This is a genomic window from Pseudoalteromonas sp. SG43-7 (assembly GCF_014164295.1).
Lineage (GTDB): Bacteria > Pseudomonadota > Gammaproteobacteria > Enterobacterales > Alteromonadaceae > Pseudoalteromonas > Pseudoalteromonas rhizosphaerae.
In genome coordinates, this window is the sequence record NZ_JACJEY010000056.1 from 1 (window position 1) to 20,079 (window position 20,079).

Genomic DNA, 20,079 nt, shown 5'->3' on the forward strand with positions numbered 1-20,079 from the left:
CGTTGGTCAGGAAAGTCACGAGATTGGTCAATGATAAACGAAGTAAATTTGAATCCTGAGAAAAAAGAAGAAATGCGGGCGGCATAAAATTTAACTTGAGGCGACAACTAACTTGAAAAACTCCGAGGCTTATTTTTATTCCAACCCTCTTTAGGATTATATAGTGATTTGAGTTGTTTCCACTTATGTGGATGATAATTCAATATATATTAAAACTGGGCTGTATCGCTTTTCATAGAGATTAGGACTATCTTTAATTATAGGCAAATTAGATTATGGAGAGCGTTTAAATGGCAGAGCTTTGTAAAATTCTCGTTATAGATGATGAAGAGATCAATACCTTGCAACTAGAGCATGTTCTGGACGATGTTGGGGTTATTTGTTCATGTAATAAAAGTGAGGATGCCATCGCTCTTATTGAAGAGTTTATACCAGATATACTTTTACTCGATCTAGAAATGCCCAATGTTAGTGGATTTGACATATTACTAGAAATACAAAAAAGACCTCATCTTGGTGATTTACGCGTTTTGATCATCACTTCTCATAATGATCCTGACATCGAGCAAAAAGCGCTTTCATTGGGAGCGATTGATTTCATATCTAAACCTTTGAATTTAACTTTATGTCGAATGAGGGTTGAAAACCATACAAAAATTCGAATTCAAGAAAAAACTATTCAGCGCACTAAAGCAGCTTTGGCTGCTGAAAAAGAGCACTTACGGATCACGTTAGACTCTATTGCTGATGGTGTTATTTCTACTGATGAGCATGCGTGTATAACTTACCTAAATCCAGTAGCGCAACGTCTAACCGGTTGGTCACAAATTGCGGCTAGAGGGCGACATATTGAAGAAGTAATGATACTTAGAGATGCCTCAACAAAAATACCTTCTATAAATCCTTTATCAGTTGCTCTGAAGGAAAATCGTCCTGTTGCTATGGCTATAAACACGCAGTTAATTAGCCGGCAAGGTATGCTGCACCGAGTCGAAGATAGTGCGGCTCCAATATTAGATAAGGATGGTAATAAGCGTGGTGCAGTAATGGTTTTTCAAGATGTTAGCGAAGTCCTTGCTATGTCAGTTCAAATGACTTATTTATCTCATCACGACCAACTAACTGCATTACCCAATCGCGTATTGCTTCATGACAGGTTAACTCAAGGAATAGCTAGAGCCTCATTTAATAATACTAAAGTGAGCCTGATGCTTCTTGACTTAGATAAATTTAAGTACATAAATGATGCTTTAGGACATCATATTGGTGATGAAATAATTGCCCATATAGGTCATAGCCTTGATAAATTTGCATGTAATGATATTACTGTTGCAAGAGTGGGCGGCGATGAATTTGCACTTGTTGTTCCCTATGAAAAAGACACATTCGGTCTTGAACCGCTTATTAGTCAAGTGCTAGATGTCATCGCTAAACCTTTCAGATTAGCTGATGAGCAACATGTCCTTTCAGCAAGCTTGGGGATAAGTGTGTATCCTGATGATGCATCAAGTGTAGAGGAAATGCTTCGTCATGCAGATTCAGCAATGTATAAAGCAAAACAAGAAGGCGCTAATAGCTATTATTATTTTAGTAATGATCTCCAAGTTGAAATGACTAAGCGTTTAAAAGTGGGTAATTGCTTACGCAACGCGCTAGATAACAATGATCTTGTTGTGCTTTATCAGCCAAAATATGACTTAGTGACTAACGACGTTATTGGTGCTGAAGGATTAGTGAGGCTAAAAGATGACACTGGAGAATTTATATCTCCACTTAATTTTATTGAATATGCCGAAGAATCAGGACTAATTTACCGTTTAGGTGAACAAGTTTTGGAGCAAAGTTGTATTGATGCTAAAAAGTGGCTTGATGCAGGATACCCAAAGAAAGTCGCTGTTAATATTTCAGCTAAACAATTCACTGGTATTTCGCTGGTTGATACGGTTGCATCGATATTAGAAAAAACTAAGCTACCAAGTCGTTATTTAGAGCTGGAAGTAACCGAATCAGCACTGATTGATAATTTCGAACAAACGATAAAGCAATTACAGGCGATCGCTGATATGGGGGTTAGCCTTGCGCTTGATGATTTTGGCACGGGGTATTCTAGTCTGTCATATTTGAGACTATTTCCTCTTGATGTGTTGAAGATTGATCAGTCTTTTGTACGTGATATGATTAGTGACTCTCAATCGCTTGATATTGTTACTGCAATTATCGACTTGGCTAATTCATTAAGCCTACAGATCGTGGCGGAAGGTATTGAAACAAGCCAACAAAGAGATAAGCTACAATCTCTAGGCTGTGCCATTGGTCAGGGATACTTACTTGGTAAACCAATGCCCTTTTTAGAGATGATGGACGTGCTTACTCAAGCCAAAAATAAAGGAAATATATGCACCTAGCTCTTAAGCCATTAACGCAATGTAAAATATTAATAGTTGATGATGATGAAATAATTCGCTTTTCACTACAGGCTATCATGGAAGATTTCTTTGAAGTCGAGACACTAGCTATGGGCTTACAAGCGTTAGATTATTGCAAATCCAATATCCCAGATCTCATTTTACTTGATGTAAATTTGCCAGACATCAGTGGCTTAGATGTATGCAGAGCGTTAAAACAGGATATTTGTTTGCGCACGTTCCTATTGTATTTATTACTGCAACTTATGATACTGATTCTCAGAATGCTTGTTGGGAAGCTGGTGCAGCAGATTTTATTGATAAACCAGTAATTGCCTCAACGCTTATACATCGAACTACAAATCACGTAGAGAATAAGCTGCGCTTAGAAGTGTTGATGAAGTTGACTTATAAAGATTCTCTTACAGGACTTTATAATCGGCACTATCTAGACAAGGAAGTCAGTAATGCGCTGAAACAATCAGAGCGTGAAAAAAAGCCGTTTAGTGTGTTAATGATCGATATTGATCATTTTAAACTTTATAACGACCATTATGGTCACCTTCAAGGTGATATTTGTTTAAAACAAATTGCCGATGTGTTTGCCAATAGTATAAAAAGGCCTCATGACGTAGCGATTAGATTTGGAGGTGAGGAGTTTCTGATTGTGCTGCCTTATACCGACATTGAAGGGATGTCGCACGTATGCAAACAAATAATTCTACAACTTAATGAGTCAAATATTGAGCATAGTCAATCATCCATTGGGCACGTTACTGTTAGTATTGGCGGAGTAACGTATGAGAAACAGGGCACAATGGAGCTTAATGAGTTGATCTCATTGGCTGACGAAGGACTATATTGCGCCAAGCGAGATGGCCGTAATTGCTATAAATTACAGGTTGTTTAATTTGGCTCCTTAGTAGTTTTAATTAATTATGAGATCTAATTTGCTGTTTTTTTTATTGTTTAGTCTATACTTTTTCTCTTAGGGACATTGGTATTGGATAAATAATAATGAGTTATTCACCTGATCGTAGACACTTCCTGCGTACAGTTGGTGCCGGGGCCGCTGTATCAACACTCGCATTCAAAGCGCCTTATGTATTTGCTAAAAAAGTAACAACTTTGCGCGTCATGGGCACTCACGTTACATTGCAAGAAGAGCTTCGGCAGCGAGCAATGCGAGAGCTAGGTATAAATTTACAATTTATACCTATGGGTAGTGCAGCTGTTTTACAAAAAGCTGCTGCGGATCCAACTTCTTTTGACCTTTATGAACAGTGGTCAGACTCAATAAATATCCTATGGCAAGCCGGTGCTATTCAACCAATAGACGTCGATAGGCTTGTCTACTGGAATGAAATAAATGACCTTACTAAAATAGGTAAAATAACCCCCTCGGCCAAACTAGGGGCAGGTGATGCACCAAACAAAATTTTATTTGTTCAAAATGATGGCTCATTAGCAAGTACACCTACAAAAAAAATAAGCTTTATGCCATATGTCCACAATGTTGACTCATTTGGCTATAACACAGATTACATCGAAAAGGGGCAAGCCTATGAAACTGAGTCTTGGTCTTGGTTGCTGGATGATAAAAATAAAGGAAAAGTGGCCCTTGTTAATGCACCAACAATAGGCATATTTGATGCTGCGCTTGCTGCTCAGGGCCAAGGTCTGATGACATTTAACGACATTGGCAACATGAGCATTGGCGAATTAGATAAATTGTTTGCAATTTTATTATCGAAAAAAAGGCAAGGCCACTTTTCTGGTTTCTGGACATCAGTACCGCAGTCAGTGGATTTTATGAAGACAAAGCGCGTTAATATCCAAAGTATGTTTTCACCGGGTGTGAGTGCCTGTAGAGGCCAAGGTATCCCTGTTGTCAATGCATCCCCGAAGGAAGGGTATCGTGCTTGGCATGGTGTTATGTGTTTATCTGCTAATACCTCGGGGCATGTAAAAGATGCGGCTTATGAATATATGAATTGGTGGCTATCTGGTTATCCTGGAGCCTTTATTGCTCAACAAGGTTACTATATATCTAACCCACAGCGTAGCCAGCCGTTAATGTCTAAGCCTGAGTGGGATTATTGGTACGAGGGAAAAGAAGCAACCACTGAGCTGATTGGAACGGATGGTAAAATTTCTGTACAAGCTGGCCATACTCGCGATGGTGGAAGTTATATTAAACGTTTTTCAAATATAGCTGTGTGGAATACCGTAATGCAAAATTACGATTATAGTTTAGATAAATGGTATGAACTACTTAATGCTTAAGGACGTCGTTTGGTACATTTAATATCGCGTTCTATTGCAGCGAAAATGACATTAGCGTTAGCACTGGTGGTAATTACACTCAGTATCAGCTACATCGTCATGGATAAACGCTTAGAAGCAATTGATACATCGGTAAATAATATTACGGATATTAGTAGTCATGCCATTGGTATTTTACGAATAAACAAAGATATTGTTGAAATGCAACGTGATATTTCGGTCTATGGCGCATCAGGGAGTGATGCGGTATTTGCTAAGATTGAACAGAACTACCAAAGTATTGACCAGCGTTTAAAAGCAATAGATAAAAAAAATAATGAAGTTGACGATAAAATTTATATCGATGCCATGTCTGAACTCGTGCTTAGGTATGGTGATAATCTAAGCGTGCTAAAAAAGCGCTATAATATAAAAACAGCATTGATAGATACAGAGCTGCCACGTATTTATTTAGGCGCTGTTGCCCATTTAACAGGCTTACTACAACTGACCGCAGATTTAAAAGATAAGTTGTTAATTACGCAAAATATAAATATATGGCACACATTACACCACAATGCGCAGCTTTATTTAACTAAAAAGGACTATTCTAAGCGTCAACAAGTTATTAAGGCGCTGCAAAGTCTCTCAAGCTCCAAATTAGCTTTGCAAAAGCAGCAAAACAGGATCGAAAACCCAACAGTTCAGTTAGCTGTAGATTACCAGCAAGCTTTTACTAAAAGCGTCCAAGCAAATCGTAACTATTTAAGCCTAGTTAATGTTGTTATGGCGGGTGATGCCATTGAGTTTAGTGCATTAGCAAATACACTTAGAGAGCAGTCACTGTCACGTTTAATTACAATAAAAGAAACCGGCTCAGTTAGTATTTCAAAAACAGAGTATGTTTTACAGCTACTCGGAGTAGGCGCTATCTTGTATATCATTGGACTAGCGTTATTTTTTCACTTTCATATAGCACATGCTATTAAACTATTGACCAAAAGTTTTCAAAGCTTTCTTAATGGTGACCTATCGGCGCCCATTCACGATTTAACACGCAAAGATGAAATCGGTTTGTTAGCGGGTGCTGCAAATCGTTTCAGGGCGTTAAGTAAAGACTTTATTTCTGCAAAAAAAGCAGCGGAACATACTTCTAAGGTCAAATCTGAATTTTTGGCAAATATGAGTCATGAGATCCGCACTCCTATGAATGGAATTTTGGGGATGGCGCGACAGCTTGGCAATACCTCTTTGACAGATAAACAAGCAAGAATGTTAGAGATTATTCAGTCTTCAGGCGCCAGCCTGCTAGTTATTATTAATGATATCCTCGATTTGAGTAAGATTGATGCCGCAAAAGTAGAGCTTGAAAACCAATCAATCGATTTACATAAAATGCTAGAAGAGTTAAAGCTACTATTTAGTGAACAAGCAAATGCAAAACAAGTTCAGCTTTTTGTTTCATCGCCGCCAGACGAAGAGAATATTTTTTTTGCAGGAGATGAAACACGTATAAAGCAAGTACTTATAAATTTGTTAGGCAATGCCATCAAATTTACTGAAAGAGGAAGTGTTGCATTAAGTGTAAATATTCAAAAAGAGGCGAATAATGAGCTTATATTGTCGTTTGGTGTTTCTGACACCGGTATAGGTATATCACACGAGCATATTGAGACACTCTTTGAAGCTTTTTCACAGGCCGATACCTCGATTACACGCCGATTTGGCGGAACAGGCCTAGGTTTAGCTATTACCAGTAAGTTATTAGCGCTTATGGATGCACCTTTAAAGGTAGAAAGTGAGCTTGGTAAAGGCTCGCTTTTTTATTTTGAATTAAAGACTCAAAGGGGTGATAAACAAGCGAGTCGACATCATGAAAATACTAAATTACCAGCACCGCAAGAGATTGATCTGTCTAACTTAAACGTATTAGTTGTTGAGGACAATGAGATTAATCAAATTGTTATTGAAGCGCTTTTGAAAGAGTTTAATATCACTTGTATCAATATAGCCGGTGATGGTGAGCAGGCGATTGCACAGTGCGAAATGTGTGCATTTGATATTATTTTTATGGATATGCAAATGCCTGTACTAGATGGGCCTCAAGCAACACTTAAAATTAGAACGATGCCAGCTTTTTTAACAACACCGATAATCGCTTTAACTGCAAATGTATTAGGAAGTGATAAGCAACGTTGCTTTGAATCTGGTATGGATGATTTTATCGCAAAACCAATAAATTATGAGTGTTTAAGAGCGGTACTATTAAAGTGGTATAACTCTCCTAACTAAGCATTAGTAACAAAGGACTAAAATGAATATTTCCATGAAAGCAAATAAGTCAGTTGTCTCTTCAAAGACGTTTCTTAGGTGGATCTCGTTCTTTTTTGGTCTGTTGTTGGTTTTGGCGGTTTTACTATTTGAAACGTATGTAAAAAAAGATGTGTTAACGCTAATAGATAGCGAGTTTTCAACAACAAATCAGCGATTAAGGGAGGTGGTGACTTCATTTATATCTCGATCAAAATCAGATATTAGATTTTTACACTCTACACCGCCAATTTCAGGGTTACCAAGAGCCCATTATAACAATGGTATAGATCCATATGATGGAACCACTTATACACAGTGGAAAGAGCGATTAGAGACCATATTTATTGGCTTTATGGAAAATAACTTAAATGTTGAGCAACTGCGCATCATTGCCGTTACAGCCGCAGGGGAAGAGCTAATTCGTGTACAGCGCCGAGGTGCTTCAGTTGAGGCTGTACCCGATTATTCTTTACAGCCCAAAAGTGGGGAGTTGTATTTTTTGCCCAGTTCGCAGCTTGAAGTTAAGCAAATATATTTATCTCCGATGTCGTTGAATCGCGAGTTTGGAGAAGTGACCTTTCCATATAAGCCGATGTTACGATTTTCTATCCCTATTTACAGTGAAGAAGGTAAGCGTTTTGCTTTCTTAATTATGAACGTGAATGCAAATGCGCTAATTGAAAAATTAGCAACCACAGTGTTTGACTATTCTCAGCTTATAATCAGTAGCTCTGAAGGCGACTTTTTATACCATCCTATCGAAAAGTATCGCTTTACAAGAGATTTAGCACCGAACATCACATGGGATACGCTATATGAGCAGTCGATCCAATATCAAGGACTTTATCGTGTTGATTCGAAACAAAAAGCGGGTGATCAATACTATGTGTTTTCCGATATAGTTCAAATGCGACCGGGAAAAAAGTTTAGTTATATTGATTTAAGTACTGTCGTTCCAAAGCAGTATATCGATACGATGATTAGTGATAAACGGCTTTTGACTTATGGCTTTTTATTGGTAATCATCTTTTTTACTGTAATACTGCTTATTACTTTTTATCGAAATGCAACCAGAAGCCAAATGCTAGCTGAAGCACGTAGGGAGTCATCAGCCATTGTCGATGGTTCAATTGATGCCATTGTTGGATTAAATCTTCAAAGTGAACTAACCAGCCTTAACTTTAGTGCAGAGCGATTATTATCAACGTCTAAATCTTTATCTATAGGTATGCATACTAATGAATTGATATTACTCCAACAGCTGCCGATAGATAAGTATATTGCTGATTTGGAAAACTCGAAATCACAAATCAAAGATGAACGGTCCGTAGAGGTAAATGGGCAATCTTACTTTTTTGCTATTTCTGTAAGCCCGGTATTTTCTGAACAGCTTGTACTCAATGGCCTCGCGCTTATTATCAGGGATATTAGCAAAGAGAAAGCGGCTGAAATTAAGGTAAAACGTTTGAACTCTGAGCTAGAGTCAAAAGTTAGAAACAGAACACAAGATCTTGCTGAAGCGAAAGATCAGGCTATCAAAAATAGTGATCTTAAAAGCGCGTTTATTTCTAATATCAGCCATGAACTAAGAACCCCACTTAATGGTGTGATTGGAACATTGAATATTTTAAAGCGCGAAGAATTACCAGAACAATCACGCAGGTTGATTAGCACGATGGAGTTAAGTGCTATTAATTTAAGCGTGTTAATAAACGATATTTTAGATTTGTCTAAGATTGAAGCGGGTAAATTTGAATTAAACTTAAAAACATTTAATCCCAAATATTTGATTGAAGGCTTAGTTGAATCGTGCGCCATATTAGCCTTTGATAAAGAGCTTGAGGTTTATCTTGATACACGAGGTTTAAATTGCCAGCGAGCTGTATCAGACCCATTAAGGTTAACCCAAATAATCAATAATTTAATTAATAATGCGATTAAATTTACAGAGCGTGGTTTCATAAAGATCAAAGTTGAATCAGAAAAGATTGAGGATCAAAAACACAAATTACTCATTAGCGTTCAAGATACTGGCGTAGGCATTGAATATAGTGCCCAGCAGCATCTGTTTAATGCATTTAACCAAGCTGATAGCTCTATAACCGCTGAGTCTGGCGGTACGGGACTCGGATTATCAATATGTAAAAAGTTATGCCTGATGATGGGGGGCGATATAAAAGTGAACTCGGTCCCACTTAAGGGCAGTACGTTTAGTTTTGAGATAATAATTGATAGTGAAAGTAGTGAGAATACACCACAGAACAAGCATTATTTGTCTAAAAAAGTCTTAGTTATTAATAATAATAAAGAATCTCAAGAGCTATTAGGGCAGTTAATTCGTCATGAAGGGGGCGAGGTCGAGTACTCAAATTTTGAAGATTTAGCAGATATAACTGCTGAACCTTATGACATTATTTTCTTAGATGCAGAAGACAATAAAAGTGGTGAGTTAGAACAAATAATTGATGGCTTCATGCACCATAATTCAAACATTAAAATTGTTGTGTTACACAAACCCGGATCGCCATTACCTAAAGGTATTTCAAGTAAGGTCACCACAATTAGTAAACCATTCACACAAAGTGATTTACTAAGAGCGACTGGATTAACTCTGAGTAAGGTTGATCAATTGCAGTTACTTACAGTAGAAGCAAGCGAAAACAGTAATATACCAGTACGAACTTTAGAGCAAATTGATGGGTGTAGTATATTAATTGTTGATGATAATGAGATAAATATCGCAGTAGCAGTTGGATCACTTGAGTTTTTACCAATTTATGTAAAAACAGCAAGTAACGGTGAGCAAGCAATAGAAGCGTTAAAATTTAGTCGCATAGAAGGCAAGCCAATACGTTGTATTTTGATGGATTGTCAAATGCCTATCTTAAATGGTTACCAAGCTTGTGAGAAAATTCGTGCAGGAGATGCCGGTAATGAGTTTATAAATATACCTATTATTGCTATGACAGCTAACGCCATGATGGGCGAAAAAGAAAAGTGTTTATCGGTTGGCATGAACGACTATATTAGTAAGCCTATTCAAGCAAATGAGGCGCAAGCTAAAGTAATAGAGTGGACATTATCTAATTACGAAAAAAATGAACACTCTGTCACTGAAATTTTGGCTGAAAAAGAAGTGTTATGGGATCATGGTGCTGCACTTTCTCGTTTACTTAACAAAGAAGCTTTGCTTATTAAAATTTGTACTATGTTTATTAAAACAGCACCTGAAAAATTTAACCAACTAACAGAATTTGTCGATGATCATAATTATGAACAAGTTCGTCAAGTTGCGCATTCTCTTAAAGGTTTATGTGGTGAGATAAGCGCCGACAGGTTAAGAAGTTTGTTTGCAGAGATTGAATTACAAGCAAGCAAGGGGCAACTAGATATTGAAAAAGAGTTTTCACTTCTGGAAAAGCTGCTTCCTGCGTTATTGAATGACATGAATGAGTGGCTAGAAGAAAATAACAGTTAGATATGAGTTATTTCATGAAGTGGCACATATCAGCCTCTTAAGTTTTAACCGGATTGCGGTGATCATCTAAAACTATATGAAATTAAGCAAATAAAAATAATTCTCAATTTTATGCGATTATTAATTGCGAACTGTTTACGTTTAGATTAATATACAAGCTCGAATGTAATTGAGAGTGGTTTGTATTCATGTATATCTGTTTATGTCACGGTGTGACAGATAAAAAAATTGAACAAACAATCGACGAAGGTGCGACTACAATGCGCGAGCTTTCTAAAGAGCTTAAAGTCGGTAGCCAGTGCGGCAAATGCTGCGGCTGTACTAAAAAGATCCTCAATCGTAAACTTATCCAAATCGCTGATATTACTGAGCAAGTGGCGTAGCTATTGCTGGTAATTGTTTAATCTCAGTGACATTTATTTGTATTATAAAAACTAAAAAAGCAGCCTAAGCTGCTTTTTTTGATATTAACCAAACGTTACATTTGCGACTGCAGGTAGTTTTCAATACCGGTGCTTTTAATTAACTGTTGTTGCGTTTCTAGCCAGTCAATTTGCTCTTCTTGCTCAGATAAAATGTTATCGAGCGCTTCGCGGCTAATATAATCTTTTTTACTTTCAGCAAGTTTGATCGCATCTTTTAGATCAACCAATGAATCTAGTTCAAAACTCATGTTGCAAGCAATCATTTCTTCGCTGTTTTCGCCAATGCGTAAACGGCCAAGATCTTGAAGATTAGGTAAGCCTTCTAAAAATAAAATACGCTCAATTAAACGGTCAGCGTTTTTCATTTTTTGAATCGAGGTTTTGTAATCAGCTTTGTCTAATACGCTAAAACCAAAATCTTTAAACATACGGGCATGCAAAAAGTATTGATTAATGGCAACTAATTCATTTGCCAGTATTTTATTTAATGCAACAAGAACGTCTTTATCGCCTTTCATAATTTAGCTCCTATTCGCCCATTTGTGATTGGTGATAGTTTTGGCTACCAATTTTATCAATCAAACCAAGTTGTTGTTCAAGCCAGTAAACATGATCTTCTTCGGTATCGAATAATAGCTTTTCAAGGATCTCACGTGACTGATAGTCTTTTTCTTGCTCACAGACTGCAATTACTTCTTTAACACATTCAACGACTTCAAGCTCTAGGGTTAAGTCATTTTGCATCATTGATTTAACATCATGACCAATAATAAGATCACGGCGTTTGGTCATGTTTGGTACGCCTTCGAGGAATAAAATACGCTTAATTAACCAATCAGCGTGATCTTTTTCTTCTTCCATTTCATGATTAAGGCGTACATAAAGTTTATCTAAACCCCAATCATCGTACATACGTGAGTGGATAAAATATTGATCGATTGCTGCAAGTTCATTTGCAAGCAATGTGTTAAAGCTGTCGATAACTTTTTGATTACCTTTCATAACGGCCTACCTTGAAATTCATAATTGCGACAAGTTTAGTGTAAAATCACAAAATTGCAAGTATTTTCCTTTTAAATCATATGGTTAATATTGCGTGTGATTCTCGTTTAAGTTTGCATTGTTGGTTGCTTTGTGAACAGATTGCTATTTATATTTAAGGTTAAAGATGAAATTAAGAAAGGCTCGTTCATTGCACCGCGCAATGAACGAGTTTAATGATGCTTAAAATTTATATTTAACGCCAACAGTTGCTGTTGTTCCTAAACCTTTGATGTTGTAGCCGCCGAATGTATATGACTGAGCACGGGCTGGAAAGTAATCTTCGTTAAATAAGTTCTCGATACCTGCAAACCCTTGCCAGTTATCAGCAAATTGGTATTGGCCAGTTAAGTTAAAAATATTATAATTTTCGACAGGGCCCTGATCGCCCACATATTTGCCATCGTCATTTGCTGCAAAGCGTTTTCTATCGCCGACATACAGGTAACTTAATGTTAGTGACATAGCATCACTAGGTTGCCAGTTTAGGTTAGCTGTCGCTTTTGGTGGGCTGATCTGTTTAGAACCTAAATAAACATCTGCTTCGGTGTTTTTACCTTCAACATAGCTATACGTTGCTAGTAATTTTAGGTTTGCAGAAATTGTATAATCTACCAGTGTTTCGTAGCCCCAAATTTCCTGTGGTGCTCGCACTGGTTCATATACGCCGGTCACTTCATTAAATTTATTGGTTGTGCCAAGTTCAGAGGTACTACGATATGCGGCAACTTCAATACGTACATTATCAAATTGTGAATTAAAACCAATTTCATAGTTGTCGATGATCGAGGCTTCAGTTTGGATCTGTCCAATATCGTTTACCGTGGCAGCACGTAACAGACGGCCAATATCTGAAATATCGGAGCCTTGTGAGTAGCTTAAAAATGGGCTGAATTTTTCATCAAGGTTGTACTTAATACCAACATTATAGGTTGTCGCATCGTAATCTATAGTGTCGCCTTTAACGTTAATAGGTACTGAGCACTGAGTTGGCGTTTTACATAGTTTAAGTGTGCGGTAATCGTCTACAGTTAAATCAATGCTTTCTTTGCGAACACCGGCTTTGACAATAAGGTCATCAGCAATCACCCATTTGGTTTGTAAAAAGCCAGCAACACTTTGCATATCCATTTCTGGAACCCAGATACGGCCATCAACAAGTGGCTGCGAAGTCACATCGGTTAATGCATCGATACCATAAATAAATGAGGCTTCGATAGAATCAAAATCTATTAGGGTATTAAATGTTGCGCGTGCGCCTTTTTTCTCAGATCTTATAATTGACTGGCCGCCGTCATAATTTTCGTCTTGATTAGCAAGATTGGGGGAGAAGAAAAACACGTTTTCTATATCTTGCATATAAAGATCTAAGGTCATTTGGGTGTTATCAAATAGCGCGTAGTCTATGTACTTTAGGGTGATATTTTCGTTGCCTTCGGGGCCTTGTGGTTTACCTTGTTTTTGTAATTCAGATGGTACATGGATTGCGTAGGTTTTTTCGCCTAAGCTCATATCGCCAGCAACATCGCCTAGGTCTGTTTTTTGCTGCGAACTGAAGTAGTTATAACTAAACTGTAGCTGTTTTTCGTCATCAAAATCATAGCCCAATTTAGTAAAGTAGTTTTGTGTAACTGCGTCGGATAAACCATATTGTAAACCGAGTATGTCACCCTGGGCATCACGTTGTACGCCATTTTCTTCATAGCTGGCAGTAACTAAATAGCTAAATTTGTCAGCACGGCCATTAATGGCTGCTGATAGCCTTGCACCGGCACTTTCCTCAAGTTTTACCGCACTAAAGCGACTCGATAAACTTATTTCACCTTCGGTTTTACCATCACTTTTTGCTTGTTTAGTGATGTAATTAATAATACCGCCTGATGCACCGTTACCGTAAATAGAGGTGGCACCTTTGATCACCTCAATGCGGCCGATGGCACTTGGGTCGAGGCTCTTTATACCTAAAGAGCCATTACGCAGTGGGGTTGATTGCGGCACGCCGTCAATCATTATAAGTGGTGCGCGACCACGCAGCGTTTGCCCGGTATTACTTGAACTACCTGTATCAGGGGCAAGGCCCGGCACCATTTGCGCAAGTAAGCTTTGTAGCTCTGGATTTACTTTTAAATGCTCTTCGATTTGCTGTTGATTGATAATAGTAATTGATGCGGGAACCTCATCAATGCTTTCAAAAACACGGCTACCAGAGACAACCACACGCTCCATTTGCGTATCGGTTAATTGGTTTTTATTGATTGCTTCATCGGCAAAAGTGGCAGTGCTTACAGCGAGGGCTAATAAAGTGAAAGAGGTTTTAAACATGAAGATCCTTTACGACTATGTAATTATGAGATATTGCTGTTTTTATTGGCGCAATAATAAGTGTAAAGAAGTGTAAAGGCAAGGGTATTGATAGTTATTATCAATTGCATTTTGTTTTTTGCTATTCAAAAAAGTTAAACATCAGCATTATGCTTGCAAAAAATGCCAACCAAAGCGGCGCACTTGCTTGATATTTTCCGACATTAAAAAGTTGATAACAAAAACCAATAAGCAGTAGTAGCTCAATAAGTAGCTGGAGTGGAAAACCCACAAAGGCATAAATGATTCCTATCACTGAGAGAAAGCTATTACCTGATAGTTTGCTCAAGGTGCCAGTAAAAAACTCGGCTGCTATAAAAAAGCACAAGTGGTTGATTATAAATAATAATAGAACACTTTTCATAGCTCTCGTCCTTAAGCTTTTTTCCTGATGCGCTAATAAGTGATTAATTCCATGTAATTGGTACGATTAATTTTAGGAGCTAAAATAGGAAAAATAAAGCAACGTCACTTGTTTAAAGTATGAGTTGCCACAAGGCAAAAAGTACATTTACATCGAGTCAGGAACGGCAGTTATTTGAAAGGTAAGGGTGGCATGAGTTGATCTGACAGTGTTACTGGTGGTGTGAACTTAAAGTTATTGTTCAACATCACCAGTGCGAGCTGATTTATTAAAACGTTATAATGCTGGGTTATCTATAATGGCGCTTATACCAAAAGTAACCCCCGCTGATAGTAAAAAAAGCAGGCAGTAGTGCAACCAATAGCCATAACATTTGCACCAAAAAACCGGCAAAATCGCCAATATGAAATTTGTATTTAAAATTCCACGCGCGAGTTGTGAGGTTGGCTTTTGAGGCATCGTAAGATTGCAGGACTTGACCGGTGTATTGATCGGCCCATACCCAACTATAAGCATGACTTTCATCAGGGTTTCTTACTCTAAGTGCAACTGGGTCGCTGGCTTTTTTAGGCAAATAGATACGAAATAATTCAGCCTCAGGAAATACAGCTAATGCGTTTTGTATAGCCACTGCAAAGTTATCGCCATTGATTATATTTGGCACCTCGAGTTCCGGCGCTTTAGGGCGTGCCTCTACATTATTTTGTGTTACAAACTCAAGCACTGCTTTGGTCTCGTCTTTCCAGTGAAATGCCATACCAGTAAAGGCAATTAAAATAAGAGGGATAAATAGATACATGCCAATCACTGTATGGAGTTGGTAAAGCAAAATACGTAATTTAGCCTTGGGTTTTATTACTAAACGTTTTAGGCGATTTTTAGGTTTAAGCCACATGTATACGCCAACGAATATATTGATAATAAAAATTAACGCACAGATAGAGACCCAATTGCGCAGCGGCTTTTTGCCATCTGTATCTTGGTATAATAGCCAACGATGAACGGCCATGGTAAAGCCATACACTGTACTGTAATAATCATATTTGAGCAGTACTTGTCCGGTATATGGGTTAACGCTGATATAGTTTTTATCAGCAAGCTGGGCTTGCCATGCAACAGTGGGCTGCTGCTCTGGCATAAGTAAAGTGACATTTTGTTTGGAGTGAATAGCCAGCGTATTGATAAGCACCGGATAGGCCAGTGGTGTTGATTGCGGGGTTACTGTCCAATATTGCGGGTTAATGATTTGCTGAATGTCTTTTGCGTAAATTAAAATAGCGCCGGTGATGCTTAAACAGATCAAAAACAGCCCACTAACTAATGTCAGTATTAAATGAGTACGGCGTAACCACAGCTTTAACAACACAGATATCCTATGATATTTATAAAAATAAAGATGCGATGATAAATGAGAACGCGAGCTGTTTTCAATAAAAATCCGATTAAATGCAATTATGAGTTCGCATCATGGTTTGTTATTGTGGCTGTTTATATTCAATAATACATTGCTCAATAGCAAATTCATGGTGTAAATAGTCTTTAATTGCGTCAATATCAAGTGGCTGAGTAGCTATGATCACCAGTTCACAACAGGTCGTTTTCTCATCAATTTGCCAGGCTTTAATGCTGAGTACTTGGCTAATTGTAAAGTGCTTTTGTAACGCATTAGTGATTGCTTCACGATTAAAGTTATTGGGCGCAGCTTGCATAAGAATTTTGCAACTTTCAATCAGTAGTAATACCCCGTGATAAATTACATATGCCGAAATGAATACTGTGGCAATCAAATCAACAATATACCATTGATAGAGAATAATTAAGGTACCAGCCACAATTACCACGATCGAGGCCATAGCATCAGACACATTATGAATAAATGCAGCGCGAATATTCATGCTATTTTTTGCCCCCGCACGAAAGGTCAACACCGCCGTCGCAACATCAATTACTAGTGCTAATGCTGCCACCCACACTACAATCCAGCCATCGATTGGGGTTGGGTTAAAATAGCTGTCAATGGCTTCTAGTATTAAAAATCCACCAATAATGATTAAGGTGCTGCTGTTTAACAATGTGGCTAAAATTTCTGCACGTTTATAACCAAAATGATAGTGCTCGTTAGCGGGTTTATTACCAATTCTACGGGCGATTAATGCGATAAAAATAGCCGCTGCATCACTGAGGTTATGCAGTGCATCGGCAATTAAAGACAGACTGCCAGAGATGAGACCGCCAACAACTTGGGCAATAGTAAGTAGCACATTGATAAAAACAGCGAAGCCTAGCTGGCGATCACTTTGGTCGTCATTGTGATGACTATGAGAATGTTGATGAGCCATATTCAGTATTGCCTAAGTTGTTATTATATTGATACTACAATACTAAATGAGCATTGCTGAATTAGCCAGCGGCATAAAGTTGGCATCTGTCGCGAGCGGTTAAGCACTTCTCAGTAACGAAAAGATGTGTTAAGTTAGCTTGGAAATCGTTCAAAGGATATATTGCTTGAAGCAATTAGTGTTGTTAATCTTAGCGTTTGTACTACTTCAGCCTGTGCTGGATAGTTTTGACGTGGCTGATCATAACACTGCTATTAATGTAACTTCGCAATTATTACATCAACAAAGTCAATTAGACGAACACTGCTCTGTCAATAACGATCATGATATTCATCAACTGCAACATCAGCAATTAAGCCAAGCCTTAGCTGATAACGCCGATGATGCGCATTGTCATGTATGTCATATCCCCGCATTTTTTACTGAGCCGTGGCAGCAGTATGTCAATTTACCAAGCTACGACATTATTAGTTTGAACGCCCCTGCATTTAATTCGCGTCTGCTTATTCCTGATCTACGCCCTCCAATTACTCACTCACTAAGTTAATTTTTAGCTGGCCAACATCATGGTCACCGATTTATTTAGTAAGAGTATATGTTATGAATTTATACAAACCATTTGGGTTTGCTTGTCTGTGTGCGACTGTATTAGCTGCACCACCCGCATTGGCTGCGCCAACGCATAATACCGGCGATTTAACCTGGTTGTTGTTGCAATTAAAACAACACCCAAATTTACAGGCTGATTTTCAGCAGCTGCAAAGTGCCACTGCATCTGTGCGAGCCGCAGGGCAATCTCTATATAATCCAAACCTTGAGTCGAGTATTGAAAAAGAAGGCGATGCTAATAATTTTAGTATTGGGCTGAGCCAAACATTTGATATTAATGATCAACAACAGGCACAACACAGTGCGGCGCTACTTACACTGGTTGCACAGCAGCAGCGTTTGCAATTAACGTATTTACAATTAGTTGAACAAACCCTGATTGCGCTTATCAATTGGCGCAGTAGTAAAGCAGCTTTTCAGTTAGCGCAACAGCAAGAGCAGCAATTAGAGCGTTTAGTTACCGTGGTTAAGCGCCGTCGAGCGGCCGGAGAAGTCGGGTTGCTGGATGAACAATTAGCATTGTACTCACTATCAGAAATTTTGAATCAAACCGCCCAACAAGCCAGTGCTTATGCAGATGCTAAATTAGCTGTGCAGGCACTGTTACCAACGTGGCACGAAGATGGACAGCTGACACCTGAACAGTTACTCAGTGGTATTAAACTCACTACAGATACTGAAAATGTGGTCCAACATCCACAACTTTTGCTGGTGAAATCACAATGGCAACAACAGCGTCAGCAAGTAAAGGTGATCAAAGCAGAGCGAGCCGTCAAACCAACCATTGGGCTTGTAGCAGGTAAAAATGGTGATGATAACCTTGTCTCTGTGAGTTTTTCTATGCCGCTGAATATAGTGAATAATTTTAGCGATGAATACCAAGCCGCTGAATTTACGGTGATGTCAAAAGAAGCCGAATATCAAGCTTTAAAGCGCACTATGACGTTTCAAGCACAAGCCAGTAAAGAGGTGATGCAAGCGTACGCTCAGCGCGTTAAGCGTTGGCAGTCGATTAACCAAGCAAATGCAGATAGCAGCCTTGCGTTGATAGAGCAACAATGGCAAAGCGGTGATATCAGTACCGCTGAGTACTTAACCATGCGCCAACAGCGTATTTCAGGATTACTTGCTGGCATTGAAATTGTTCAGCAGAGCCAACTGGCGAGTGTGAATTGGTTAACGCAAAGTGGTCAACTTAGCCATTATATTTCTACCTTTACGGATCCCCTAACTGATGGAGCTGCACTATGACGCGCTTAAAAATTATTCTTTCTGCTCTGCTATTTATTTTTAGCAATTTAGGGCAGGCAACCACTGTTGCACAACAAAAGTTTGATGATACAAAAACAGGTCATCAACACAGTGAAGAAGCACCGCACGCTCATACACCAGATGCAGCCCTTGATCATAGTGCTACCACAGCAGTACAACCGAGTGAGAATGTTGCACATGATCAAGCCGGCGGGGTACGTTTAACCCCGACACAAATGCGTTTAGCAAATGTGCAGATCAGCCCATTAGAAAAGCACACTTATCAAGCGCAGTTGTATGCCCCTGGTGAAATCAAAGCTAATGGTTATAGCAGTTATGTGTTGTCGCCACGGGTAGATTCAATTGTGGTGAAACGTCACGCAACCTTAGGACAACATATTCAAGTAGGCGCACCGTTAGTGACTTTATTTAGTGCTGAGGTCGCCAGTGCACAAACCACTTATCGATTAGCTAAAGCACAGTGGCTGCGGGTGCAAAAAATGGGCAAAGGTACGGTGAGCGAAAAACGCTTACTCACAGCCAAGGCCGAATATGAAGTGGCTCACAGTCAACTTGTGGCGTTTGGTTTATCGGCTAAAGCAATTGCGCAAAGTGCGGTCAGCCCAGCCGATAAACTGGGGGAGTACACATTATTTGCTGGTACGTCAGGGGCTGTGCTCAGTGATAATTTTGCACAAGGGCAGCGGGTCGATGCGGGAATTGAACTGATGCTGATTGCTGATGAAAGTCTACTGTGGGTTGAAGCGCAATTGTCGGCAAATCAAACCATTAATATTGATACAGGGACAATAGCGCAAGTGAAAGTGAATCAATTCACATACCCAGCCAAGGTGATCCAAGAAGCACACACTATAGATCAGATCACTCGTTCACGGATTGTGCGTTTAAGTGTACAAAACAGCCAGCATCAATTACACCCAGGGATGTTTAGTGACGTGTATTTTGAATTTTCAACTGAGCAACAAGTGTTGGCAGTACCAGAGCAAGCTCTACTTAGGAACCCAGATGGTGATTGGGCGGTATATGTGCAAGATGAAGACGGTGAACTTATAGCAACTGAAATTGAACGTGGCCGACGGTTTGGTCAGCTTCGTGAAATTAAAGGATTAGCTGAGGGCACTAAAGTCGTTACTCAAGGAGCATTTTTTGTCGCATCAGAACAAGCTAAAGGCGGTTTTGATCCGCACAACCATTAGGAGCTAACACT

General features: G+C 38.8%; 15 protein-coding genes and 1 pseudogene. 10 read left to right on the forward strand and 6 right to left on the reverse strand.

The annotated features are described in order from the left end of the window. Window positions 1-290 precede the first annotated feature (290 nt). The 7 genes and pseudogenes from H5200_RS19120 (at window position 291) to H5200_RS19150 (ending at window position 10,844) form a co-directional block, all read left to right on the forward strand. Window positions 291-2,405: an EAL domain-containing protein gene (locus H5200_RS19120; RefSeq protein WP_182762234.1), complete on the forward strand. Its 2,115-nt coding sequence runs from the start codon at window positions 291-293 to the stop codon at window positions 2,403-2,405. A gap of 77 nt (window positions 2,406-2,482) precedes the next feature. Next, a pseudogene (locus H5200_RS24470) lies at window positions 2,483-2,569 on the forward strand (hypothetical protein); the annotation flags it as partial. 38 nt (window positions 2,570-2,607) lie between these two features. Then, on the forward strand, window positions 2,608-3,315 hold the full coding sequence (locus H5200_RS19130; protein WP_259399245.1) for a diguanylate cyclase: 708 nt from the start codon (window positions 2,608-2,610) through the stop codon (window positions 3,313-3,315). A 107-nt stretch (window positions 3,316-3,422) separates the two neighbouring features. Beyond that, window positions 3,423-4,691, forward strand: coding sequence for a PotD/PotF family extracellular solute-binding protein (locus tag H5200_RS19135; protein ID WP_182762240.1), 1,269 nt, complete (start codon window positions 3,423-3,425; stop codon window positions 4,689-4,691). 9 nt (window positions 4,692-4,700) lie between these two features. Continuing rightward, window positions 4,701-6,962, forward strand: coding sequence for an ATP-binding protein (locus H5200_RS19140; RefSeq protein WP_182762242.1), 2,262 nt, complete (start codon window positions 4,701-4,703; stop codon window positions 6,960-6,962). 22 nt (window positions 6,963-6,984) lie between these two features. After that, the gene (locus H5200_RS19145) at window positions 6,985-10,461 is read left to right on the forward strand and encodes an ATP-binding protein (RefSeq protein ID WP_182762244.1); all 3,477 of its coding nucleotides are present in this window, start codon (window positions 6,985-6,987) and stop codon (window positions 10,459-10,461) included. 188 nt (window positions 10,462-10,649) lie between these two features. Then, complete coding sequence (locus tag H5200_RS19150; RefSeq protein WP_145236256.1) at window positions 10,650-10,844, forward strand: (2Fe-2S)-binding protein; 195 nt, start codon at window positions 10,650-10,652, stop codon at window positions 10,842-10,844. A 95-nt stretch (window positions 10,845-10,939) separates the two neighbouring features. On the opposite strand, the gene bfr (H5200_RS19155) is transcribed toward H5200_RS19150, so the two are convergent. The 6 genes from bfr (H5200_RS19155) to H5200_RS19180 all read right to left on the reverse strand — a co-directional run bounded on the left by bfr (H5200_RS19155) (window position 10,940) and on the right by H5200_RS19180 (window position 16,991). Beyond that, complete coding sequence (gene bfr, locus H5200_RS19155; RefSeq protein WP_182739583.1) at window positions 10,940-11,404, reverse strand: bacterioferritin; 465 nt, start codon at window positions 11,402-11,404, stop codon at window positions 10,940-10,942. 10 nt (window positions 11,405-11,414) lie between these two features. Next, window positions 11,415-11,888 carry a bacterioferritin gene (bfr, locus tag H5200_RS19160; protein ID WP_149980077.1) on the reverse strand — a complete coding sequence of 158 codons (474 nt, stop codon included), beginning with the start codon at window positions 11,886-11,888 and terminating at the stop codon, window positions 11,415-11,417. Window positions 11,889-12,110: 222 nt separating this feature from the next. Next, window positions 12,111-14,249, reverse strand: a complete 2,139-nt coding sequence (locus H5200_RS19165) for a TonB-dependent receptor (protein WP_182762246.1) — start codon at window positions 14,247-14,249, stop codon at window positions 12,111-12,113. A 121-nt stretch (window positions 14,250-14,370) separates the two neighbouring features. After that, window positions 14,371-14,652, reverse strand: a complete 282-nt coding sequence (locus H5200_RS19170; RefSeq protein WP_149980079.1) for a hypothetical protein — start codon at window positions 14,650-14,652, stop codon at window positions 14,371-14,373. Window positions 14,653-14,941: 289 nt separating this feature from the next. Then, a complete protein-coding gene (locus H5200_RS19175; RefSeq protein ID WP_182762260.1) occupies window positions 14,942-16,015 on the reverse strand; it encodes a PepSY domain-containing protein in 1,074 nt (357 codons plus the stop codon). Window positions 16,016-16,127: 112 nt separating this feature from the next. Further along, window positions 16,128-16,991, reverse strand: a complete 864-nt coding sequence (locus tag H5200_RS19180) for a cation diffusion facilitator family transporter (RefSeq protein WP_182762249.1) — start codon at window positions 16,989-16,991, stop codon at window positions 16,128-16,130. Window positions 16,992-17,157: 166 nt separating this feature from the next. On the opposite strand from H5200_RS19180, the gene H5200_RS19185 reads away from it, so the two are divergent. From H5200_RS19185 to H5200_RS19195, 3 genes are read left to right on the forward strand one after another with little or no spacing between them, the layout of a single operon-like run. Then, window positions 17,158-17,538, forward strand: coding sequence for a hypothetical protein (locus tag H5200_RS19185; RefSeq protein ID WP_182762251.1), 381 nt, complete (start codon window positions 17,158-17,160; stop codon window positions 17,536-17,538). A 53-nt stretch (window positions 17,539-17,591) separates the two neighbouring features. Further along, the gene (locus H5200_RS19190; RefSeq protein ID WP_182762253.1) at window positions 17,592-18,851 is read left to right on the forward strand and encodes a TolC family protein; all 1,260 of its coding nucleotides are present in this window, start codon (window positions 17,592-17,594) and stop codon (window positions 18,849-18,851) included. Continuing rightward, a complete protein-coding gene (locus H5200_RS19195) occupies window positions 18,848-20,068 on the forward strand; it encodes an efflux RND transporter periplasmic adaptor subunit (protein ID WP_145236232.1) in 1,221 nt (406 codons plus the stop codon). The genes H5200_RS19190 and H5200_RS19195 overlap by 4 nt, the downstream gene beginning before the upstream one ends. The last annotated feature ends 11 nt before the right edge of the window (window positions 20,069-20,079 follow it).

Bases quoted from the DNA above. Each gene is read 5' to 3' on its own strand.
- H5200_RS19120 (WP_182762234.1), top strand. From the start codon at position 291: ATGGCAGAGCTTTGTAAAATTCTCGTTATAGATGATGAAGAGATCAAT.
- H5200_RS19130 (WP_259399245.1), top strand. From the start codon at position 2,608: ATGCAGAGCGTTAAAACAGGATATTTGTTTGCGCACGTTCCTATTGTA.
- H5200_RS19135 (WP_182762240.1), top strand. From the start codon at position 3,423: ATGAGTTATTCACCTGATCGTAGACACTTCCTGCGTACAGTTGGTGCC.
- H5200_RS19145 (WP_182762244.1), top strand. From the start codon at position 6,985: ATGAATATTTCCATGAAAGCAAATAAGTCAGTTGTCTCTTCAAAGACG.
- H5200_RS19150 (WP_145236256.1), top strand. From the start codon at position 10,650: ATGTATATCTGTTTATGTCACGGTGTGACAGATAAAAAAATTGAACAA.
- bfr (WP_182739583.1), bottom strand. From the start codon at position 11,404: ATGAAAGGCGATAAAGACGTTCTTGTTGCATTAAATAAAATACTGGCA.
- bfr (WP_149980077.1), bottom strand. From the start codon at position 11,888: ATGAAAGGTAATCAAAAAGTTATCGACAGCTTTAACACATTGCTTGCA.
- H5200_RS19165 (WP_182762246.1), bottom strand. From the start codon at position 14,249: ATGTTTAAAACCTCTTTCACTTTATTAGCCCTCGCTGTAAGCACTGCC.
- H5200_RS19170 (WP_149980079.1), bottom strand. From the start codon at position 14,652: ATGAAAAGTGTTCTATTATTATTTATAATCAACCACTTGTGCTTTTTT.
- H5200_RS19180 (WP_182762249.1), bottom strand. From the start codon at position 16,991: ATGGCTCATCAACATTCTCATAGTCATCACAATGACGACCAAAGTGAT.
- H5200_RS19190 (WP_182762253.1), top strand. From the start codon at position 17,592: ATGAATTTATACAAACCATTTGGGTTTGCTTGTCTGTGTGCGACTGTA.
- H5200_RS19195 (WP_145236232.1), top strand. From the start codon at position 18,848: ATGACGCGCTTAAAAATTATTCTTTCTGCTCTGCTATTTATTTTTAGC.